The sequence below is a fragment of the Alteromonas sp. OM2203 genome, from assembly GCF_048517045.1.
GTDB lineage: Bacteria > Pseudomonadota > Gammaproteobacteria > Enterobacterales > Alteromonadaceae > Alteromonas > Alteromonas gracilis.
This window is the reverse complement of sequence record NZ_CP183209.1, coordinates 2,235,751-2,253,286: the sequence shown is the minus strand read 5'-3', so window position 1 is coordinate 2,253,286 and position 17,536 is coordinate 2,235,751. Positions and strand designations below refer to the sequence as shown.

The following is a 17,536-nucleotide window of genomic DNA, read 5'->3' as shown; positions in this document are numbered from 1 at the left end:
CGACCGAATGTTCCTTCGAGTCGCTAAATAAATTGCCTAGGATGTTGTTTTTCATAGTTGGTATGTCATCCCAAGGTAATATTGGGTGCCAAAGTACTGAATGGTGCCGGTTTGTTCTTCTGAGGCGAAATAGCTCTTAGTTGGCTCGTCGGTTAGATTATTAACCTGAAACAGTACACTCCAATTGTCGTTAATTTCATAAGACGCTTGGTAATCTATTACCAACTCTTCATCAAAGTTAACTACTTGGTCGTTTACTGCTACCTGTTGCGAAACAAACGCATCGCGATATCGACTAGACAAGCGGGTTTCAAAACCTTCGTATTCCCAGAAAACTGTTAGCGTCGCTACGTTCTCAGAAAGGCCAGGTAAATTTGCTGCGTAAACGCCGTCGCCCAGAGTGCGCTGAATTTCGCTTTCGGTGTAAGAATAGCTAGCGCTAACCCCTAACCCTGACCACAAACCAGGCAGCATGCTGTATATTTGGGTATAAGCAACTTCAAGGCCTCTGATGTAACCGCCCTCAGCGTTGTTTACTGCCGTACTGTAGCTACCATTTTCCGTAGGAACGGTTACGAAAATAGGATCGCCGTTCTCATCGCGAGCAAGCTCAGCCTCTTGGCCGTTAAACTCAGGGGTTAGGTATACCGGAACGCTAACGTTGTCAGGAATAACAATGCCGTTTGCCTCAAAATCATAAGGCTCTATTTCAATGTCTTCTACAAACGACTCAATGTCTTTGTAGAAACCAGCGATAACCAAAGCACCTTCTGTATCTGAAAAGTAATATTCCCAAGACACGTCGTATTGCGTGGCGTAAAACGGTTCTAAGTACGGACTATTACGGGCATTACCACTAACTCTTGCGGTAGGGTTCGATAAAGTAATTTCACCTGAATCTCTGTCTTGGAAAGCAGTAACCGTTTCAATGGTAGTAGATGCATTTGCCGCAAAACGGTTAATTGGCGCTCTACCCATTACTTTTGCTGCTGCAACGCGAAGCTGTGTGTCATCAGTCAGCTTAAAGTTTAGATTGATAGAAGGAAGTACGTCTGAATACTCATGGCTTATCAAGGCTGGTCGATAGAAATTGTTGATAAGCCCAACATCGTCTGTAATGTTTTGCGCACCTGCGTTAGGGTCGCTAACTTCAACTGATGTGCCTGTTTCTAGATCTTGAATTAGCTGGGTAGCACGCTGCAGCGTTGTTGAGCTCTGTTTACTTTTAACGTAACGAACACCCACATTTCCCGTAACAGGAATATTGCCTATTTCGGTATTTATCTTAGCCATTAAGTAGGCCGAGTTTACCGTTTCAAATACATCTCCGCTTTCTTGCAGTGTCCATGCTGTAGCGGGCCCTGTACCAGGCCCGTTAATAACGCCAGCTGCGCCCGGACCCCATGTTTGAACAGGCTGAGGCCTACCGCTTGGAAACCATGAATTAAGTGCACTGTCTAGATCAACAGAAAGATAACTTGGGAAGTAGCTAAAGTCACCACTCCAGTCAACTTGCTCGACCATGTCAGACGTTAGCCGAAGCGGCGGCTCGCTCACTGAAAATGCACTGTCGTTTCCGTACTCAAAGACTGAGCGATCGTTGTTGTACTCCCGGTCTGAATAACGATAGCCAAATTCGAAACCAGAAATGACGGGTACGTCTACGTAATACTGGAAGTCGACACGATATGCATCTAGCTCATCTTTATTTTCAAACGGATAAATACCGTACTTACTCACCATGACCCGGTCTAAGTCAGTAAAGGCATCTGTTTGATTAAAACCGATATCAGGCAGATTTAACCCGTTCAGCAAATACGATATTTGAACGTTTTCATCAAAAACTGGGTTGGTTGCTGTCGCGTCTTCGCCTACAAGCGACCATAACAAACCGTTTCTAAAGTCACTTTCGGCACTTGAACGGGATACATCAAACTGAACCGCTAAATCGGGTGATATTTCCCAATTGGCATTAATACCTAAGTTGGTTACACTGTCGAAATCTTGATTGTCGTCGTTAACCAGTTCAACACGGGTAAAGCTATTGTCTGTGCGTGAAAAAGTACCGCCAATGACATTATTATTCACCACTACGGGATTGGTGATGCCAGCGTTAATGCCGCCTAACTTTACGCGAAAACCACGGGCAAATGCTTCAGAATCAAATTTAGAAATAAAGGCATCAGCTTTTAATGTAAAGGTATCGATGGGCGCCCACTCGAACGCAGCCACGTAACCGTCGCGGGTTTCTTCCCCGCCTTTGTGCTGCATTTCAAAGCCTTCAGAGATAAGCTCACAATTTGGGCAATCTGCTGGCCCATCCGTATCCCCTTCTAGACCATCAACATCTACCTGACCGTTATACGCCAAACCAATAAATTGCGTAGAAACGCTTGGTTGGAATAGACGGGCATACCCCAAAGACACACCTAACGTATCGTCTAAAAATTTACCTTGATAGGAAAAGCTCAGTCTGTGACCATATTCAGTAGCATCGCTTATCTCTGATGCTCTATCGTTGTACATACCGCGCATGTTGGCGCTGAACTTATGCTGCTCTTCAATAGCCAGTGGTGATGCTGTTTTCAGTTCTACTGTACCCGCAATACCGCCTTCAATAAGCGACGCCTTGGGTGATTTATAAACCGCTGCCTCACTAATCAGTTCAGACGGATATTGGTCAAACTCAATGGCGCGACTTCCGCTGGTGGATACCTGCTCTCTACCGTTTAACGTAGAAAATACGAAGTCACCTGATAGACCACGAATATTAATCTGGGCAGCTTGTCCTCCGGTTCTTACAGCAGAGATACCCGGCAAACGAGTGAGTGCATCTGCCATAGATACATCAGGAAGCCCGCCAAGGTCGTCCGCAGATATCTGTTCAGAGACTGTGTCAGAGAATCGTTTTTGATTAAGTGATTGAATCAAGCTAGTGCTGAAACCACGCACCTCGATACGCTCTAATGTATCTTCCTGTGGTCGTTCAACTTCGTCTGTTTGGGTGTCAGGTGACTCTTGTGCATAAAGAGGAAAAGCGCTAAAGGCAACTCCACTGCTTATAAGCGCCGCCATTATGGTGCTGGGTTTGAATCTTTTCATTGGTGTCCCATCCTTGTTTATTATCGACATTTTTAGGACTACCACACCCAAAAATGCCTCTTATGGAATACCAAATACTACTGGTTTGTGTAAAAAGGGAGCAATGCTATGCATACGTATTCATTTACAATTTTTAAACATAAATGAAACATTGTGCAGAACTTATTGTTTTTTATACCATTTATATGCAGGGGTTAAGGAGTCAGCGCTTTTACTTATAGATAAATATAACAATCTTGCTAACCGTCCTTGGCTTTCAAGATTGTAATTATTAGCTTTGTTGTGTCTGAAACACATTATTATGATGTTTAAAATTTAACGCGCAGCCTTTAATAAAATGTTCAATTTTTTGCTCATTGTACAAATCGCCACGGCCTGGTTGATTTTGCTCTAGAGGCGGAAACGCGCCATATCCAGCAAATAAACAGTGCCATGATACAGAGTCCCAGTGCATTCCTATATTCTGACGATTAATCTCACTGGTGAGATCTTCACGTTGGAACCATGTAGAGATTAATGACTTGAGTGAATCTGACAGCACCATGTTATTTCTGTTCGCTCGCCAATAATCACTGTCATCACGGGTATTAAGCTTATAATGCGCGACGATATAGTCTCGTACTCGATCAAAACGCTCTTTGGCAAAGGCATTGTAAGCTGCGCTCCCTTTACTAGAAAAGCCACTCTTTTCAAATGTATCGGAGAAATACTCAATACAAATCTGTACCAGGTGAAGTGCGGTTGCCTCAAGCGGTTCTATAAACCCTTGGGATAGGCCTAATGCTAAACAGTTTTTCTGCCAATGCTGCGCTACTTGCCCAACTTTCATTTTAAGATGTCTAGCTTCCACATCGCTGTTTTCAAGTCCAAGATGCCGACGCAACTCATCTTCTGCCTTGTCTTTCGTTAAATGTGAAGCACTATAGACATAACCATTTCCCGTGCGGTTTTGTAGTGGTATTGACCAACACCAACCATTTGAGAGTGCTGTGGATTGTGTCTCTACCGGAATGGTTTTGTGAGCGTGTGTAGGTAATACTACCGCAGAGTCATTAAACAAGTTATCGGAGTAAGAATTGAACTTAACACCTAGGGTTTGCTGCAATAGATGGGAAGAAAACCCGGTGCAATCGACGAAGAAATCTCCCTCAATGTTACCCTTTTCTGTTACAAGGTGACTTATGTCTCCGCTAGGATGAAGTACTACGTCACTAATTACCGCACTAACATGAGTAACGCCTTTTTCAACCGCAACATCACGCAGATAGTTGCCTAGCAATGCGCTATCAAAATGGTAACCGTATTCCATCCTGAATGGAAAGTTATCAGGAGTAATCGGCGCCTTGTTCTGCTTTGCCAACACACCATTTAATAAAAAGTCTTCAGGTTTAACGTGAGTATCTAGACCCAACCTTCGGGTACGGCAGTTCACTTCAAAAGCACGCTGAGTAAACGTATCTGTTTGAGATATGAAGGGATGGCGATACTGTTTAACACCGGAACTAGGGCTCCAGTCATTAAACTGAATGCTTACTTTGTAGGTTGCATTACACTTAGGCATCCAATCACTTTCTTTAATTTTTAGCTCTTCAAAGAAGCGTTTTAATGTCGGTGTAGAACCCTCGCCTACACCAATAATGCCTATATCGGGAGACTCAACAAGGGTTACTTTAACCTTGTCCGAGGGCCATTTATGTGCAAAATAATTAGCCGCCATCCAGCCGGCAGTTCCGCCCCCGGCAATAACAATGTTCATTGGTTCATTCATGCTAAACGGCTAACCACAAAACTGCTTCAAGAAGTCATCATGAGTAGCAATTTTTCCGATGGGTTCATTCTTAATACGTTTAATATTTTGCATCAACTCTTGCAGTTTTTGCTCAGACAATGCGTTTGCCAGAGGATGGTAATCACCTTGTGCTATACCTTGCCCCATCAGTACTTGTAGCCAAGAACTTTCAAGGAACAAGTCATTTTGTTCTCTGAATAAATTACCAGACTCTCTGAATAGCTCGATTTTATGCGTTAAGCTATCAGGTACATCCATTTCTCGTAAGTCTTTCCAGAAGTGCGAGTCAGTTCTTTCATTCACGTGATAATGCAAAATAATGAAGTCACGTATTTGTTCGTACTCGGTCTTTGATTGCTTATTATACTCATCAATTTGACGTTGCTTGAAACCTTCGTGTGGGAATAAATGGATAAGCCTAACCACGGCAGATTGAATAAGGTGAATACTGGTTGACTCAAGAGGTTCAAGAAAACCGCTTGAGAGCCCAACGGCGATCACGTTCTTATTCCACTGCTTGCGTCTTCTTCCAGTCTTAAAACGAATAAAATTAGGATCGGCCAGTGGTTTGGTGTCTAGGTTATTCGACAATATATCAAGTGCTTGCTCGTCAGTATAATAGTTACTGCTATACACAAGGCCATTACCGTTACGGTGTTGAAGTGGAATACGCCATTGCCAGCCGGCAGAGTGTGCTATGGAGCGAGTGTAAAGTAAGGTTTTTTCTAGTCGCTCTGAAGGAATAGCAACAGCGCGATCGCAAGGTAGCCAGTGAGACCAATCCTCATAGCCTGTGTTCAACGTTTGCTGGGTAAGAAGGCCTTTAAAGCCTGAACAGTCAATAAATAAATCGCCTTCAATATGTTCACCGTCTTTCAACGTTACCCCTGTGATGAAGCCGCTCTCACTATCTTGCGTGACATCATGAATAATGCCCTCTTTACGAGTTACTCCCATTGCTTCACACTTTTTGCGTAAGAAGCGCGCATAAAGCGACGCATCGAAATGGTAAGCATAAGGCATTTCTATAATTGGATCTGGAGATTTTATATGAGCAAATTTACCCGCTTTGCAGGCAAGGTAGTTCAAATCGTATTCCCAGATTGAGTCGGTAAGCCCTAGTTTTTGTGCACGTTTAAAATAGTGATGAAAATGACAGAAAGCGTAACTTTTTCCAGCTGCGCCGAAGGTATGAAAATAATCCTCGCCTTTTACCCGCCAATTTTCGAACTTGATGGCAAGCTTCATCGTGGCATTGGTTTCTCGTAAGAATTCCTTTTCATCTATACCGAGAACATTATTTAACGTAATAATAGGAGGTATTGTCGCCTCGCCTACTCCGACTGTTCCAATGTCTTCAGATTCAACCAAAGTAACTGTTAAGTCTGTACCAATTAAGCGCTTGATGACTGCTGCAGAGATCCACCCTGCAGTTCCACCGCCAACCACTACTACCTTTTTTACAGCTTTATCGTACATATTTTCTGCCATCACTCTACACCGCTGACCTACCACACTTTGATAACACGACCTGTATTGCTATACAACAAAAAGCCCCAACACATATTACAGTTTTGGGGCTTTGAAATTTCATAATATTGACTAGCGTCTCATTTACAACATTCTTTATCTGCCGCTTGTTAACAACAAGCGGCAGATAGCTATTTAGAACGTGTAGTTGAAACCAAGTAGGAAGTTACGTCCGTAGCTTTGGTACTCAGTAATTTGACGACTGTCACCTGGGTTAACACGAACAGTAGGCTCGTCAGTCAGGTTTTGACCTTGAAGCGTAACACGAAGCCCTTCAAGATACTCAATTCCAGACTCACTGAAATCATAGCCAATCTGCGCATCTATCTGTTTAACACCGTTATCTTCGATAGGTGCTAGAGAAAGGCTGATGGCACGAGTTTCTGTAGCAAACGCATCACGCTTAGTTCCAGACACACGAATTTCAAAACCATTGCTTTCATAGAAAGCGGTTAGTGAGTAAGTCTCTTCAGATAAACCTGGTACCGCTTCACCATTTTCTAACTCACCATCAAGGAACGTTGCACTTGCAAACACGCCAAACCCTTCTAGTGAATCGTGGATCATGTCAAACGGTAGACTACCTTGAAGCTCCCAGCCACGTACAAACCCTTCAAGTCCATCTTCACGGAAGCTCACAATTCCGTTAAATGTTCCTGGTGGTACGATATCGTTTTCATCAAGTACACCATCGTTATTGATGTCAGTTTCACCAGACGTTTCGTGGAAACCTTCAATATAAGACTCACTAAAATCGCCAACAGTTTGTCCAGCTACGTGCCAGTTAGTCAGGTCTTTATAGAAGAAACTAGCGGCAAAGTAACCTGAGTCTGCGAAGTAATTTTCGTAAGCAATATCAAACTGATTCGCTTCAAGCGGTCTTAGGCGCGCATTACCTGCGCTTGCAGACCATGGACCATTAGCAACATTGGTCGATATGATTTGCTGGTCGTTAAAAGTAAAGCTTACTGTGTTATTCGGGCGCATGTCATCCATACGAGGACGGCTAATCACTTTTCCTAAAGCGGTACGAATAAACTGGTTCTCAGCGATTTCGAAGCTCAAGTTCAATGTCGGTAACACATCTGTGTAGGAATCGCCATCCGACAGTGGAGTTACTGCTGTAAACCCAGTAGGACCGGTAGTTGTGTTAAAGCCCGAACCTGATTGGTCAACGTTAACAACTTGTAGTCCAAGATTACCGAATACCAGTACGTCGCCAATTACTGTTTCAATGTCTAACTTCGCATATGCGGTTAGGATATCTTCTGAGATCGTGTATGAGTCACCCAAGCGACCATTTTCAAATAGTTCCGCTTCTGTCTCGATGTAGTAACCGCTTCTGTACAAACCAAGGCCATCGTAAGCTACGACACCGTCAATTCCGATGTGGCTCAGGTCTGCTGTACCGATTGGGTTTGGAACCAGTTCTTGACTTGGCCATGCTGGCGATGTTAGATAAGCACCATTGTTATCTTTAGTTTTTTCACGCTCTTGGTAGTTAACACCTGCAGTCAACTTAGTGAAGACGCCCCACTCAACAAAACCTTCTAGGTCAAGGCGAACAGCATCAAGTGACTCTTCAAAAATCGGCTCGTTAACGAAACCGTCCTGTGCTGTATTTGGTCCAAAGCCTTCTACGCCTTGGAAGCGTTCTACAGGGCCTAGCGAGCCCCCCCACGCCTGCGGACCGGCAAGGAAGATAGCATTCGGGTCTGCCAGATCAACACTATCAAGAGTAGGATGATCGCTGTAAACCGCACCTGTAGATGTCATAGTCCATGCACGTGGCGTAAGTGGACGACCGTCGATACCGGCTCGACCCACACCTGAGTAACTTTCGATGTCAGTGATAGTCTTGTCCACTTCACCTGTTGATACGTCTAACGTAGCAGTCCAATTATCATTGATAGTATATTCAACATTAAGCCCGAAAGTAGTCAGTTCAGCTTTTTGTTGACGAGAATCGTTACGAATTACAGATAAGAAACCATCATAGTAGCCAGATGTCACAAGACCATCTTCAACACCAGTAATAGTGTAAGCACCGGTTCCCCACTCTGCGCCACCTTCTTCAACGCCACGGCGTGCATCATTTTCTTCAAAATCAATGTAAAGGGCATCGAACTGAATCTTTAAATTATCTGTAGGTGCATATTCAATTACACCGGCAACAGATGTGCGTTCTAACATAGCTGAACGCGTAAATGAATCATGACCACCAAGAATCACTGTTCCTTCAGGAACTTCAACCCCTTCAGCAGCGTTCGCTGGGTTAGCATTTGCATATCCCCATCCACGGAAATACTGTTCTTGACGTGGTGATTCCATATCTGCGATGACTAACGCTACACCAAGTTTGTCGTCAGCGAATTGATCTACGTAGTTAAAAGATAAGCGATGACCTTTATTATCAAAATCAGGGTTACCGGCTTCTTCTTGGTTTGCTTCATACGTACCGTTGATTGTTACCGTTTTTTGCGCACTGAGTGGGCTAACAGTTTGAATATCAACAGTACCACCAATACCCTGAGTCATTAGGCCAGCTTCAGGTGTTTTATAAACTAAGATATTTGAAACAATTTCCGTAGGGTAAAGGTCAAACTCGACACCACGGTTATCGCCCATACCTAATAGCTCGCGACCGTTTAGCGTAGTACCCACATAGTTTTCGTTGAAACCACGAACAGAGATACCGCTAGTACGACCGTTACGGCGTTCACCAGCTAAACCTGGAAGACGAGCGATTGACTCAGCAATACTTGTGTCTGGAAGCTTACCAATGTCTTCAGCAGATAACGCTTCTACAATTGACGTGTTATCCATTTTAATTGCCTGAGCACGCTGCAGACTGCCGCGAATACCGCTTACTTGAATAACTTCAAGACTGGCTTCATCAACAGAATCAGTGTTTGCTTCTTGAGCTAGTGCAGGTGCACTACCAAACGCCATTCCGCCAGAAATAAGTGCAGCTTTAATTAGGTTGGGTTTAAATTGTTTCATAAAACGGGTGTCCCATACGGTTATAGTTGTTGTCTTTTTGTTATTCTTATGACAAGAAAATGACAATACATCATGTGGGCTAATCCTATAGAGGACACACGTCTTGCACAATTGCCTGCATACGTATTCAATAAAATTTATGCAACACAGTATTAACAAGTGCAGGATGAAAAGTAACGTAACATTACGACATATAGCCAATAAAACCGTGAAATTGTAAAATATTTATGAAATATAATTTCACATCAGGCTTTGACTGAGATGTTTTTTTGCCAAATAACGTTCGTTCGGACATGACAGCATTGTAACGCTTGCGCGAATACGAAACCATTACGTTGAGGGGCAAAATAGAGAAATTGTGGTGGCAGGGTCAGGGGCTATTTCCAGATAGCTAATGAAATACAATAAACTATAAGAGAAATATTCATAAGAGGAATAAATTTTCGAAAACCTAAACGTCGTGAAGTACAAAGCCCCATATTATTAGCGAATTTTGATGTCGAATAATTACTTACGTTTAAAAGTCCTGCAGGTCTGTGCAATCTGTTTATACGATAAAGCAAAGTCTTTCCCCATTTGTATAAAACTCTTACTCGTATAGTGCCAAGGATCATCACCGTAGGTATAGGTATCAGAATTAGACATATAAGTAGCGCAGTTATCTGATTCAACAAAAAGTTGCTGTGCTAAGTGCACCCGATGGATGTAAGGCATAATATCTTCTTCGCCCATTTCGGAATCGGTGATTTTACCGATGACCACAGGCAAATCATCTTCCCTAAGTGCAGCACGGAACAAGTTCATCATAGTTGTTAAATTGGTAAGGTATGCATTGGCTGACGCTTCACTTGCGTGTGCATCGGCTTCACCTTGCATCCAAATAATACCCATAGGTTTTAACGTGTCTGACTTGCCATCGCCATTGATATCACTAACCGCGTAGGCGTTTTTAATAGCCTCTAGTGCAAAATCGTACTGATTGAGGCCGCTACCTTCAGTAAAATTCGGGTACCAGTTACTGTAACCTGTGTTAAGCGCAAGGCCAGTTCCACCAACTGCATACTTTATAATGGCAATTTTTTTATTGGGATATTGCTGCTGTATTGCGTTGGCGAAGGTTAACTCTGCTCCAAATCTCTTTGAAAGCGTATTGCTTCTGCCATCCGATTTAAAACCTGTACCGTGGCCAGGTTTAAGTTTGTCCCACTTCCCTACACCGCCGTTGTCTTGATTGTCAAAGACCCCATTTCCATGAAAAATCATTACGTCTTGTTCTTTTACTAAGTCGCTTGGAAGTTCAGAAACGTACCCATAGCCATCCATATTGGATTGCCCCGCCATAAAAAAAGTCAGGTATTCATCAGCTATCGTTGAGCATGACAGCAGGGAAGCGAAACAAGCTAACGCAGTTTTTTTCATTAGAATTATCTTCATTTATTTGGTTGATAAAAATAGAGTACTTATAAACGTCACCTTAACAAAGTGAATACGTTTGCAAGCAATTTAAAGCAATGCATGTTTCATACAGGTATAAAAAAGCCCGCTTAAAGCGGGCTTTTAAACGTATTAATAAGCGTTAGCTTACCAACCTGTAGTTTCGCGAAGCGCCTTGCCGATTTCAGCAAGTGAACGTACAGTCTTAACGCCTGCGTCTTCTAGTGCTTTGAATTTCTCGTCAGCAGTACCTTTACCGCCTGCGATGATTGCACCAGCGTGACCCATACGCTTGCCCGGAGGAGCAGTAACACCAGCAATGTAAGAAACAACTGGCTTAGTTACGTTCTCTTTAATGAACGCAGCCGCTTCTTCTTCTGCAGTACCGCCGATCTCACCGATCATTACGATAGCTTCAGTTTGTGGGTCATCTTGGAACATCTGAAGGATGTCGATGAAGTTTGAACCAGGAATTGGGTCGCCACCGATACCAACACAGGTAGACTGGCCAAAACCTTCGTCAGTGGTTTGCTTAACCGCTTCGTACGTAAGTGTACCAGAGCGAGAAACAATACCAACTTTACCAGGCTTGTGGATGTGACCAGGCATGATACCAATTTTACACTCTCCAGGAGTGATAACACCTGGGCAGTTTGGACCAATCATGCGAACGCCTTTAGCGTTTACGTATTCTTTAACGTAAAGCATATCTAGCGTTGGGATACCTTCAGTAATACATACGATAAGCTCGATACCCGCGTCTGCAGCTTCAACGATTGAATCTTTACAGAAAGGTGCTGGTACGTAGATAACTGTCGCAGTTGCGCCAGTTGCTTCTACCGCTTCACGTACAGTATTAAATACTGGAAGACCTAGGTGCTGAGTACCGCCTTTACCTGGTGTTACACCACCAACCATTTGCGTACCGTAAGCAATTGCTTGCTCAGAGTGGAAAGTACCCTGACCGCCAGTAAAACCCTGACAAATTACTTTAGTATCTTTATTAATTAATACAGACATTATTTGCCCTCCGCTGCAGCAACAACTTTCTGCGCTGCATCAGTTAGCGATTCAGCAGCAATGATATCTAGACCAGAGTTCGCTAAAACTTCACGGCCAAGCTCTGCATTGGTACCTTCAAGACGTACAACAACAGGTACTTCTACGCCAACTTCTTTAACCGCACCGATAATACCTTCTGCAATCATGTCACAGCGTACGATACCACCGAAGATGTTAACCAATACCGCTTTAACATTGTCATCAGAAAGGATGATTTTGAATGCTTCAGCTACACGCTCTTTAGTCGCGCCGCCACCAACATCTAGGAAGTTAGCTGGCTTACCGCCGTGTAGGTTTACGATGTCCATGGTACCCATTGCTAGGCCTGCACCGTTAACCATACAACCTACGTTACCGTCTAGCGCTACGTAGTTTAGTTCCCACTGAGCTGCGTGAGCTTCACGCGCATCTTCTTGAGAAGGATCCTGCATATCTTTCAGCTTAGGCTGACGATATAGTGCGTTACCATCGATACCTACTTTTGCATCTAAGCAGTGTAGGTTACCGTCAGTTTTGATAACTAGCGGGTTAATTTCGATAAGCGCAACGTCAAGCTCTTCAAACATCTTAGCTAGGCCAAGGAAGATTTGAGTGAATTGCTTAATTTGAACGCCAGAAAGACCTAGAGCAAACGCCATTTCACGTGCTTGATAAGGCTGAGGGCCTACAATTGGGTCGATTTCAGCTTTAAGGATTTTCTCTGGTGTTTCTTCTGCAACAGTTTCAATCTCAACGCCACCTTCAGTAGAAGCCATGAATACAACGCGACGGGTTGTACGGTCAACTACTGCACCAAGGTAAAGCTCGTTTGCGATATCCGTGCAAGATTCAACTAGGATTTTGCTCACAGGCTGACCGTTTTCGTCAGTCTGGAAAGTCACCAAATTTTTGCCTAGCCAGTTTTCAGCGAAAGCGCGAATGTCGTCTTTGTTTTTAACTAGCTTTACACCGCCAGCTTTACCGCGACCGCCCGCGTGTACCTGACACTTAACTACCCACTCTTCACCGCCGATGCGGTCAGCCGCTTCTACAGCACCTTGAGCAGTGTCTGCTGCGTATCCTTCAGAAACAGGCAAGCCGTATTCTTTGAATAGCTGCTTACCTTGGTATTCATGCAAATTCATGGTGTTTCTATCCGATTTTTAGTAAGACAAAAGCCGCAAATGCGACTTGATTAGTTTGACTGATATTATAGGAAAATATCAGCGTTGCGTTAGGCGCAAAGCTAGCATACACAAGCTTAGCACCTAACCACAATTCCGTGAGACGAAAGTCTTACACGTCTAGAAGTAGACGTGTTGGATCTTCAAGCATCTCTTTAACGGTTACCAAGAACCCTACTGATTCTTTACCATCGATAATACGGTGGTCATAAGAAAGTGCTAGGTACATCATTGGTAGAATTTCTACTTTACCATTAACAGCCATTGGACGATCTTGGATCTTGTGCATACCAAGAATTGCGCTCTGTGGCGGGTTAATGATTGGTGTAGACATTAGTGAACCAAACACACCACCGTTGGTAATAGTGAAGTTACCACCTTGTAGTTCAGCCAGTGACAACTTACCGTCACGACCTTTAAGTGCTAGTTCTTTAATTCCTTTTTCAACACCCGCCATTCCCAGTGTATCAGTATCTTTAAGTACTGGAGTCACTAGACCGCGTGGTGTAGAAACAGCAATCGATACGTCAAAGTAGTTGTGATAAACGATGTCATCACCGTCGATAGACGCATTAACTTCAGGGAAACGCTTAAGCGCTTCAGTTACCGCTTTCACGTAGAAAGACATGAAACCAAGACGAATACCGTGACGCTTTTCGAAGCTGTCTTGATACTGCTTACGAAGATCCATGATTGGCTTCATGTTCACTTCGTTAAACGTAGTAAGCATTGCTGTAGAGTTTTTCGCCTCAAGAAGACGATTAGCAATCGTCTTACGAAGACGGGTCATAGGAACGCGCTTCTCTGTGCGGTTGCCGGTTGGCAACTCTGCAGGTACAGATTCAGAAGCCGCAGGCGCTGCCTTCGCTGAACTATCACCACCTTTAAGGTACTTTTCTACATCTTCTTTAGTGATACGTCCGTTTTTGCCCGTACCCTTAACTTTAGACGCATCTACGCCTTTCTCAGCTAGTAGACGACGTACAGATGGGCTAAGCGCATCGCTGCTGTCATCGCTCTCTTCTGAAGCCGCTGGAGCAGATGCGCCGCTCGCAGCACCTTCTACAAATTTAGCAATCACTTCTTCAGCAGTAACCGTTGCGCCTTCTTCGGCAATGATTTCAGCAAGAGAACCGTCAGCTGGAGCAACAACTTCAAGTACGACTTTGTCAGTTTCAATATCAACCAAGTTTTGGTCGCGAGAAACGGCTTCACCTACCGCTACATGCCATGTTGCAATTGTCGCGTCAGCCACTGATTCTGGAAGTACTGGAACTTTAACGTCAGAGGTTTTGCCAGAAGCCGCAGGCGCTGCATCTGATTTAGAATCTTCGTCTTTTTTGCTTTCTGTTTTAGCTTCAGACGATGCAGCTGCACCACCCTTTTCTAGTTTAGCAATAACTTGCTCACCTAAAACAGTTGCACCCTCTTCGTTTAGGATCTCACCAATTGTACCGTCCGCTGGCGCCACAACTTCTAAAACTACTTTATCAGTTTCAATATCAACCAGGTTCTGGTCTCGTTTAACTGCGTCACCGGCCTTTACGTGCCAGGTTGCAATGGTGGCATCGGCAACTGACTCAGGTAGAACCGGAACTTTTATCTCAATTGTCATTACTGTTCCTTATTTAATTGTGAGTGCGTTTTCAACCAGGGCTTTTTGTTGCTGGTTGTGAACGGATACATAACCTACTGCAGGTGACGAGGATGCATCACGGCCTGCATATGTTAATTTTGCACCATCTGGAATTGCTTGCCAGAAGTGGTGTTGGCTACAGTACCAAGCGCCTTGGTTTTGAGGCTCTTCTTGACACCAAACCCAATCTTTTACGTGGCTGTATTGTGCCACAACTTTAGCGCATTCTTCTTGTGGGAATGGGTAAAGTTGCTCCAAACGGACGATTGCGACGTCTGTTTGCTCATTTTTACGGCGCTGGTCTAGTAAATCGTAATAAACCTTGCCCGAACACATTACAACGCGCTTAACGCCTTTCGGATCGATATCATCAATTTCATCAATTACGTTGTGGAATTTACCCTCTGCTAGTTCTTCAAGTGAAGATACCGCTAAAGGATGACGTAATAGTGACTTAGGCGACATTACGATGAGTGGCTTACGCATCGGGCGTACCACTTGGCGACGAAGCATGTTGTAAACCTGTGCAGGTGTAGACGGTACACACACTTGCCAGTTGTGGTCAGCACACATTTGAAGGAACCGTTCAAGACGTGCAGAGCTGTGTTCTGGGCCTTGACCTTCGTAGCCATGAGGAAGCAATACTGTTAGACCGCACAGACGACCCCATTTCGCTTCACCTGAACTCAAGAATTGGTCGAATACTACCTGCGCACCGTTAGCGAAGTCACCAAACTGAGCTTCCCAAATGGTCAAACACGTAGGCTCAGCCGTTGCGTAACCATATTCGAAGGCCATTACGGCTTCTTCTGAAAGTACAGAGTCGTAGATTTCAATTTCACCCTGCCCCTCGCGAATATGCTGTAAAGGCATATAGGTAGAAGCATCTTTTTGGTTGTGCAGTACCGCGTGACGATGGAAGAACGTGCCACGGCCAGAATCCTGACCTGTAATACGAATATCTTCACCTGCATCAACGATTGTTGCATAGGCTAAGTTTTCAGCCATACCCCAATCAAGTTTCTTCTCGCCGGCAACCATTGCTTTACGGTCTTGATAAAGCTTATTAACACGTGACTGTAGTTTGTGCTCTTCCGGAATGGTGGTGATTGATTCACCTAGCTCTTTAAGCTTTTCAACTGAAAGCGCACCGTCGTATGGCGTGTCCCAGTCATGACCAAGGTAAGGAGACCAGTCTACACTGTGCTCAGTCATTGGGCGCCACTCTTCTACCACGCATGCGCCATGGTCTAGTGCTTCACGGTATTCTTCAAGATAGCGGTCCGCGTCACGTTGCTCAATTACGCCTTCAGCTATTAGCTGGTCGGCATAAATTGCACGTGGCACTGGGTGCTTTTTAATTTTTTGGTACATCAACGGCTGCGTAGCATTTGGCTCATCCGCTTCGTTGTGACCATGACGACGGTAACAAACTAGGTCAATTACTACGTCTTTCTTAAACTTATTACGGTATTCCAGGGCTAGCTGTGTAACAAACGCAACGGCTTCTGGGTCGTCTGAATTCACATGAAAAATGGGTGCCTGAACCATTTTTGCAATGTCAGTACAGTATTGGGTCGAACGAGTATCTTCCGTTTTCGAAGTAGTGAAACCAACTTGGTTGTTTACCACAATACGAACTGTACCACCCACAGCAAAACCGCGAGTTTGTGACATGTTAAAGGTTTCTTGAACCACGCCCTGACCTGCAATAGCAGAGTCACCGTGTATTGTAATAGGCAGCACGGTGTTAGTGTCGTTATTGCGACGAGCCAACCGTGCACGCACAGAGCCCATAACTACAGGGTTAACAATTTCAAGGTGAGACGGGTTAAACGCTAGTGCTAGGTGAACATTGCCGCCTGGCGTAGCGAAATCTGAAGAGAAACCTGCGTGGTATTTTACGTCACCTGCGCCTAGCGAGTCGTCGTGTTTACCAGAGAACTCATCAAACAGCACTGATGGGTTTTTACCCAATACGTTTACTAGCACATTCAGACGGCCACGGTGAGCCATACCGATAACTACTTCTTTGGTACCCGCTGTGCCAGCTTTAGTGATAAGCCCTTTAAGCATTGGAATTAGTGCATCGCCACCTTCTAACGAGAAACGCTTAGCACCTGGGAATTTAGAACCCAAATATTTTTCCATGCCGTCAGCAGCAGTCAACCCTTTAAGAATCGCTAATTTTTCATCGCGAGAAATTTCGGGTTTTGCCTGAACAGACTCAATCTTTTGCTGTAGCCAGCGTTTTTGTTCTGTATCGGTGATGTGCATATATTCAGCACCGATAGAACCACAATATGTACGGTTAAGTGATTTGAACAACTCACCCAACGGCATAGATTCCTTGCCAATAGCATATGAACCTACGTTGAAAACGGTATCAAAATCGTTTTCAGAAAGACTGTGATGAGAAAGTTCTAAATCGCGAACACGCTCTTGTTGCCAAAGACCAAGTGGATCTAAGTTTGCGTGTTGATGACCGCGGAAGCGAAATGCATTGATTAACTGGAGAACTTTAACTTGCCTGTCGTCTGACACATTCGCAGAAGGCACTGAAGGACTAGACATACGGGCTGTTGGCCCTAACGCAGCAAGTTGCCTAAATTGATTCTTAATAGTTGTATGATTAGTTTCTAACTCTACGCCATCGACTTTGGGGAGGTTATCGAAGATTTGTCGCCAATTTTCAGAGACACTTTGCGGGTCTTCTAAATAGGTTTCATACAACTCTTCAACATAGGCAGCGTTGGCACCTGCCATGTGCGAGGAATCCCACCACGCTTTCATCACGCTTTCTTGCATTTAATTTGC

General features: G+C 44.2%; 9 protein-coding genes. All 9 read right to left on the bottom strand.

From position 1 onward, the window contains the following. Positions 1–51: 51 nt before the first annotated feature. The gene (locus ACM0P2_RS10095; RefSeq protein ID WP_419227665.1) at positions 52–3,102 is read right to left on the bottom strand and encodes a TonB-dependent receptor; all 3,051 of its coding nucleotides are present in this window, start codon (positions 3,100–3,102) and stop codon (positions 52–54) included. A 271-nt stretch (positions 3,103–3,373) separates the two neighbouring features. Next, a complete protein-coding gene (locus ACM0P2_RS10090) occupies positions 3,374–4,870 on the bottom strand; it encodes a tryptophan halogenase family protein (protein WP_419227664.1) in 1,497 nt (498 codons plus the stop codon). Between the two features lie 9 nt (positions 4,871–4,879). Next, complete coding sequence (locus tag ACM0P2_RS10085; protein WP_419227663.1) at positions 4,880–6,382, bottom strand: tryptophan halogenase family protein; 1,503 nt, start codon at positions 6,380–6,382, stop codon at positions 4,880–4,882. Positions 6,383–6,556: 174 nt separating this feature from the next. Then, positions 6,557–9,424, bottom strand: coding sequence for a TonB-dependent receptor (locus ACM0P2_RS10080; RefSeq protein ID WP_419227662.1), 2,868 nt, complete (start codon positions 9,422–9,424; stop codon positions 6,557–6,559). A gap of 507 nt (positions 9,425–9,931) precedes the next feature. Further along, positions 9,932–10,843 carry a sialate O-acetylesterase gene (locus ACM0P2_RS10075; RefSeq protein WP_419227661.1) on the bottom strand — a complete coding sequence of 304 codons (912 nt, stop codon included), beginning with the start codon at positions 10,841–10,843 and terminating at the stop codon, positions 9,932–9,934. 162 nt (positions 10,844–11,005) lie between these two features. Beyond that, entirely contained in the window at positions 11,006–11,878 is an 873-nt protein-coding gene (sucD, locus tag ACM0P2_RS10070) for a succinate--CoA ligase subunit alpha (protein WP_419227659.1), read from the bottom strand. Continuing rightward, on the bottom strand, positions 11,878–13,044 hold the full coding sequence (gene sucC, locus ACM0P2_RS10065; RefSeq protein WP_012518365.1) for an ADP-forming succinate--CoA ligase subunit beta: 1,167 nt from the start codon (positions 13,042–13,044) through the stop codon (positions 11,878–11,880). The genes sucD and sucC overlap by 1 nt, the downstream gene beginning before the upstream one ends. 151 nt (positions 13,045–13,195) lie before the next feature. Further along, the gene (gene odhB, locus ACM0P2_RS10060; protein ID WP_159120327.1) at positions 13,196–14,698 is read right to left on the bottom strand and encodes a 2-oxoglutarate dehydrogenase complex dihydrolipoyllysine-residue succinyltransferase; all 1,503 of its coding nucleotides are present in this window, start codon (positions 14,696–14,698) and stop codon (positions 13,196–13,198) included. 9 nt (positions 14,699–14,707) lie between these two features. After that, positions 14,708–17,527, bottom strand: coding sequence for a 2-oxoglutarate dehydrogenase E1 component (locus ACM0P2_RS10055; protein WP_419227658.1), 2,820 nt, complete (start codon positions 17,525–17,527; stop codon positions 14,708–14,710). Positions 17,528–17,536 lie beyond the last annotated feature (9 nt).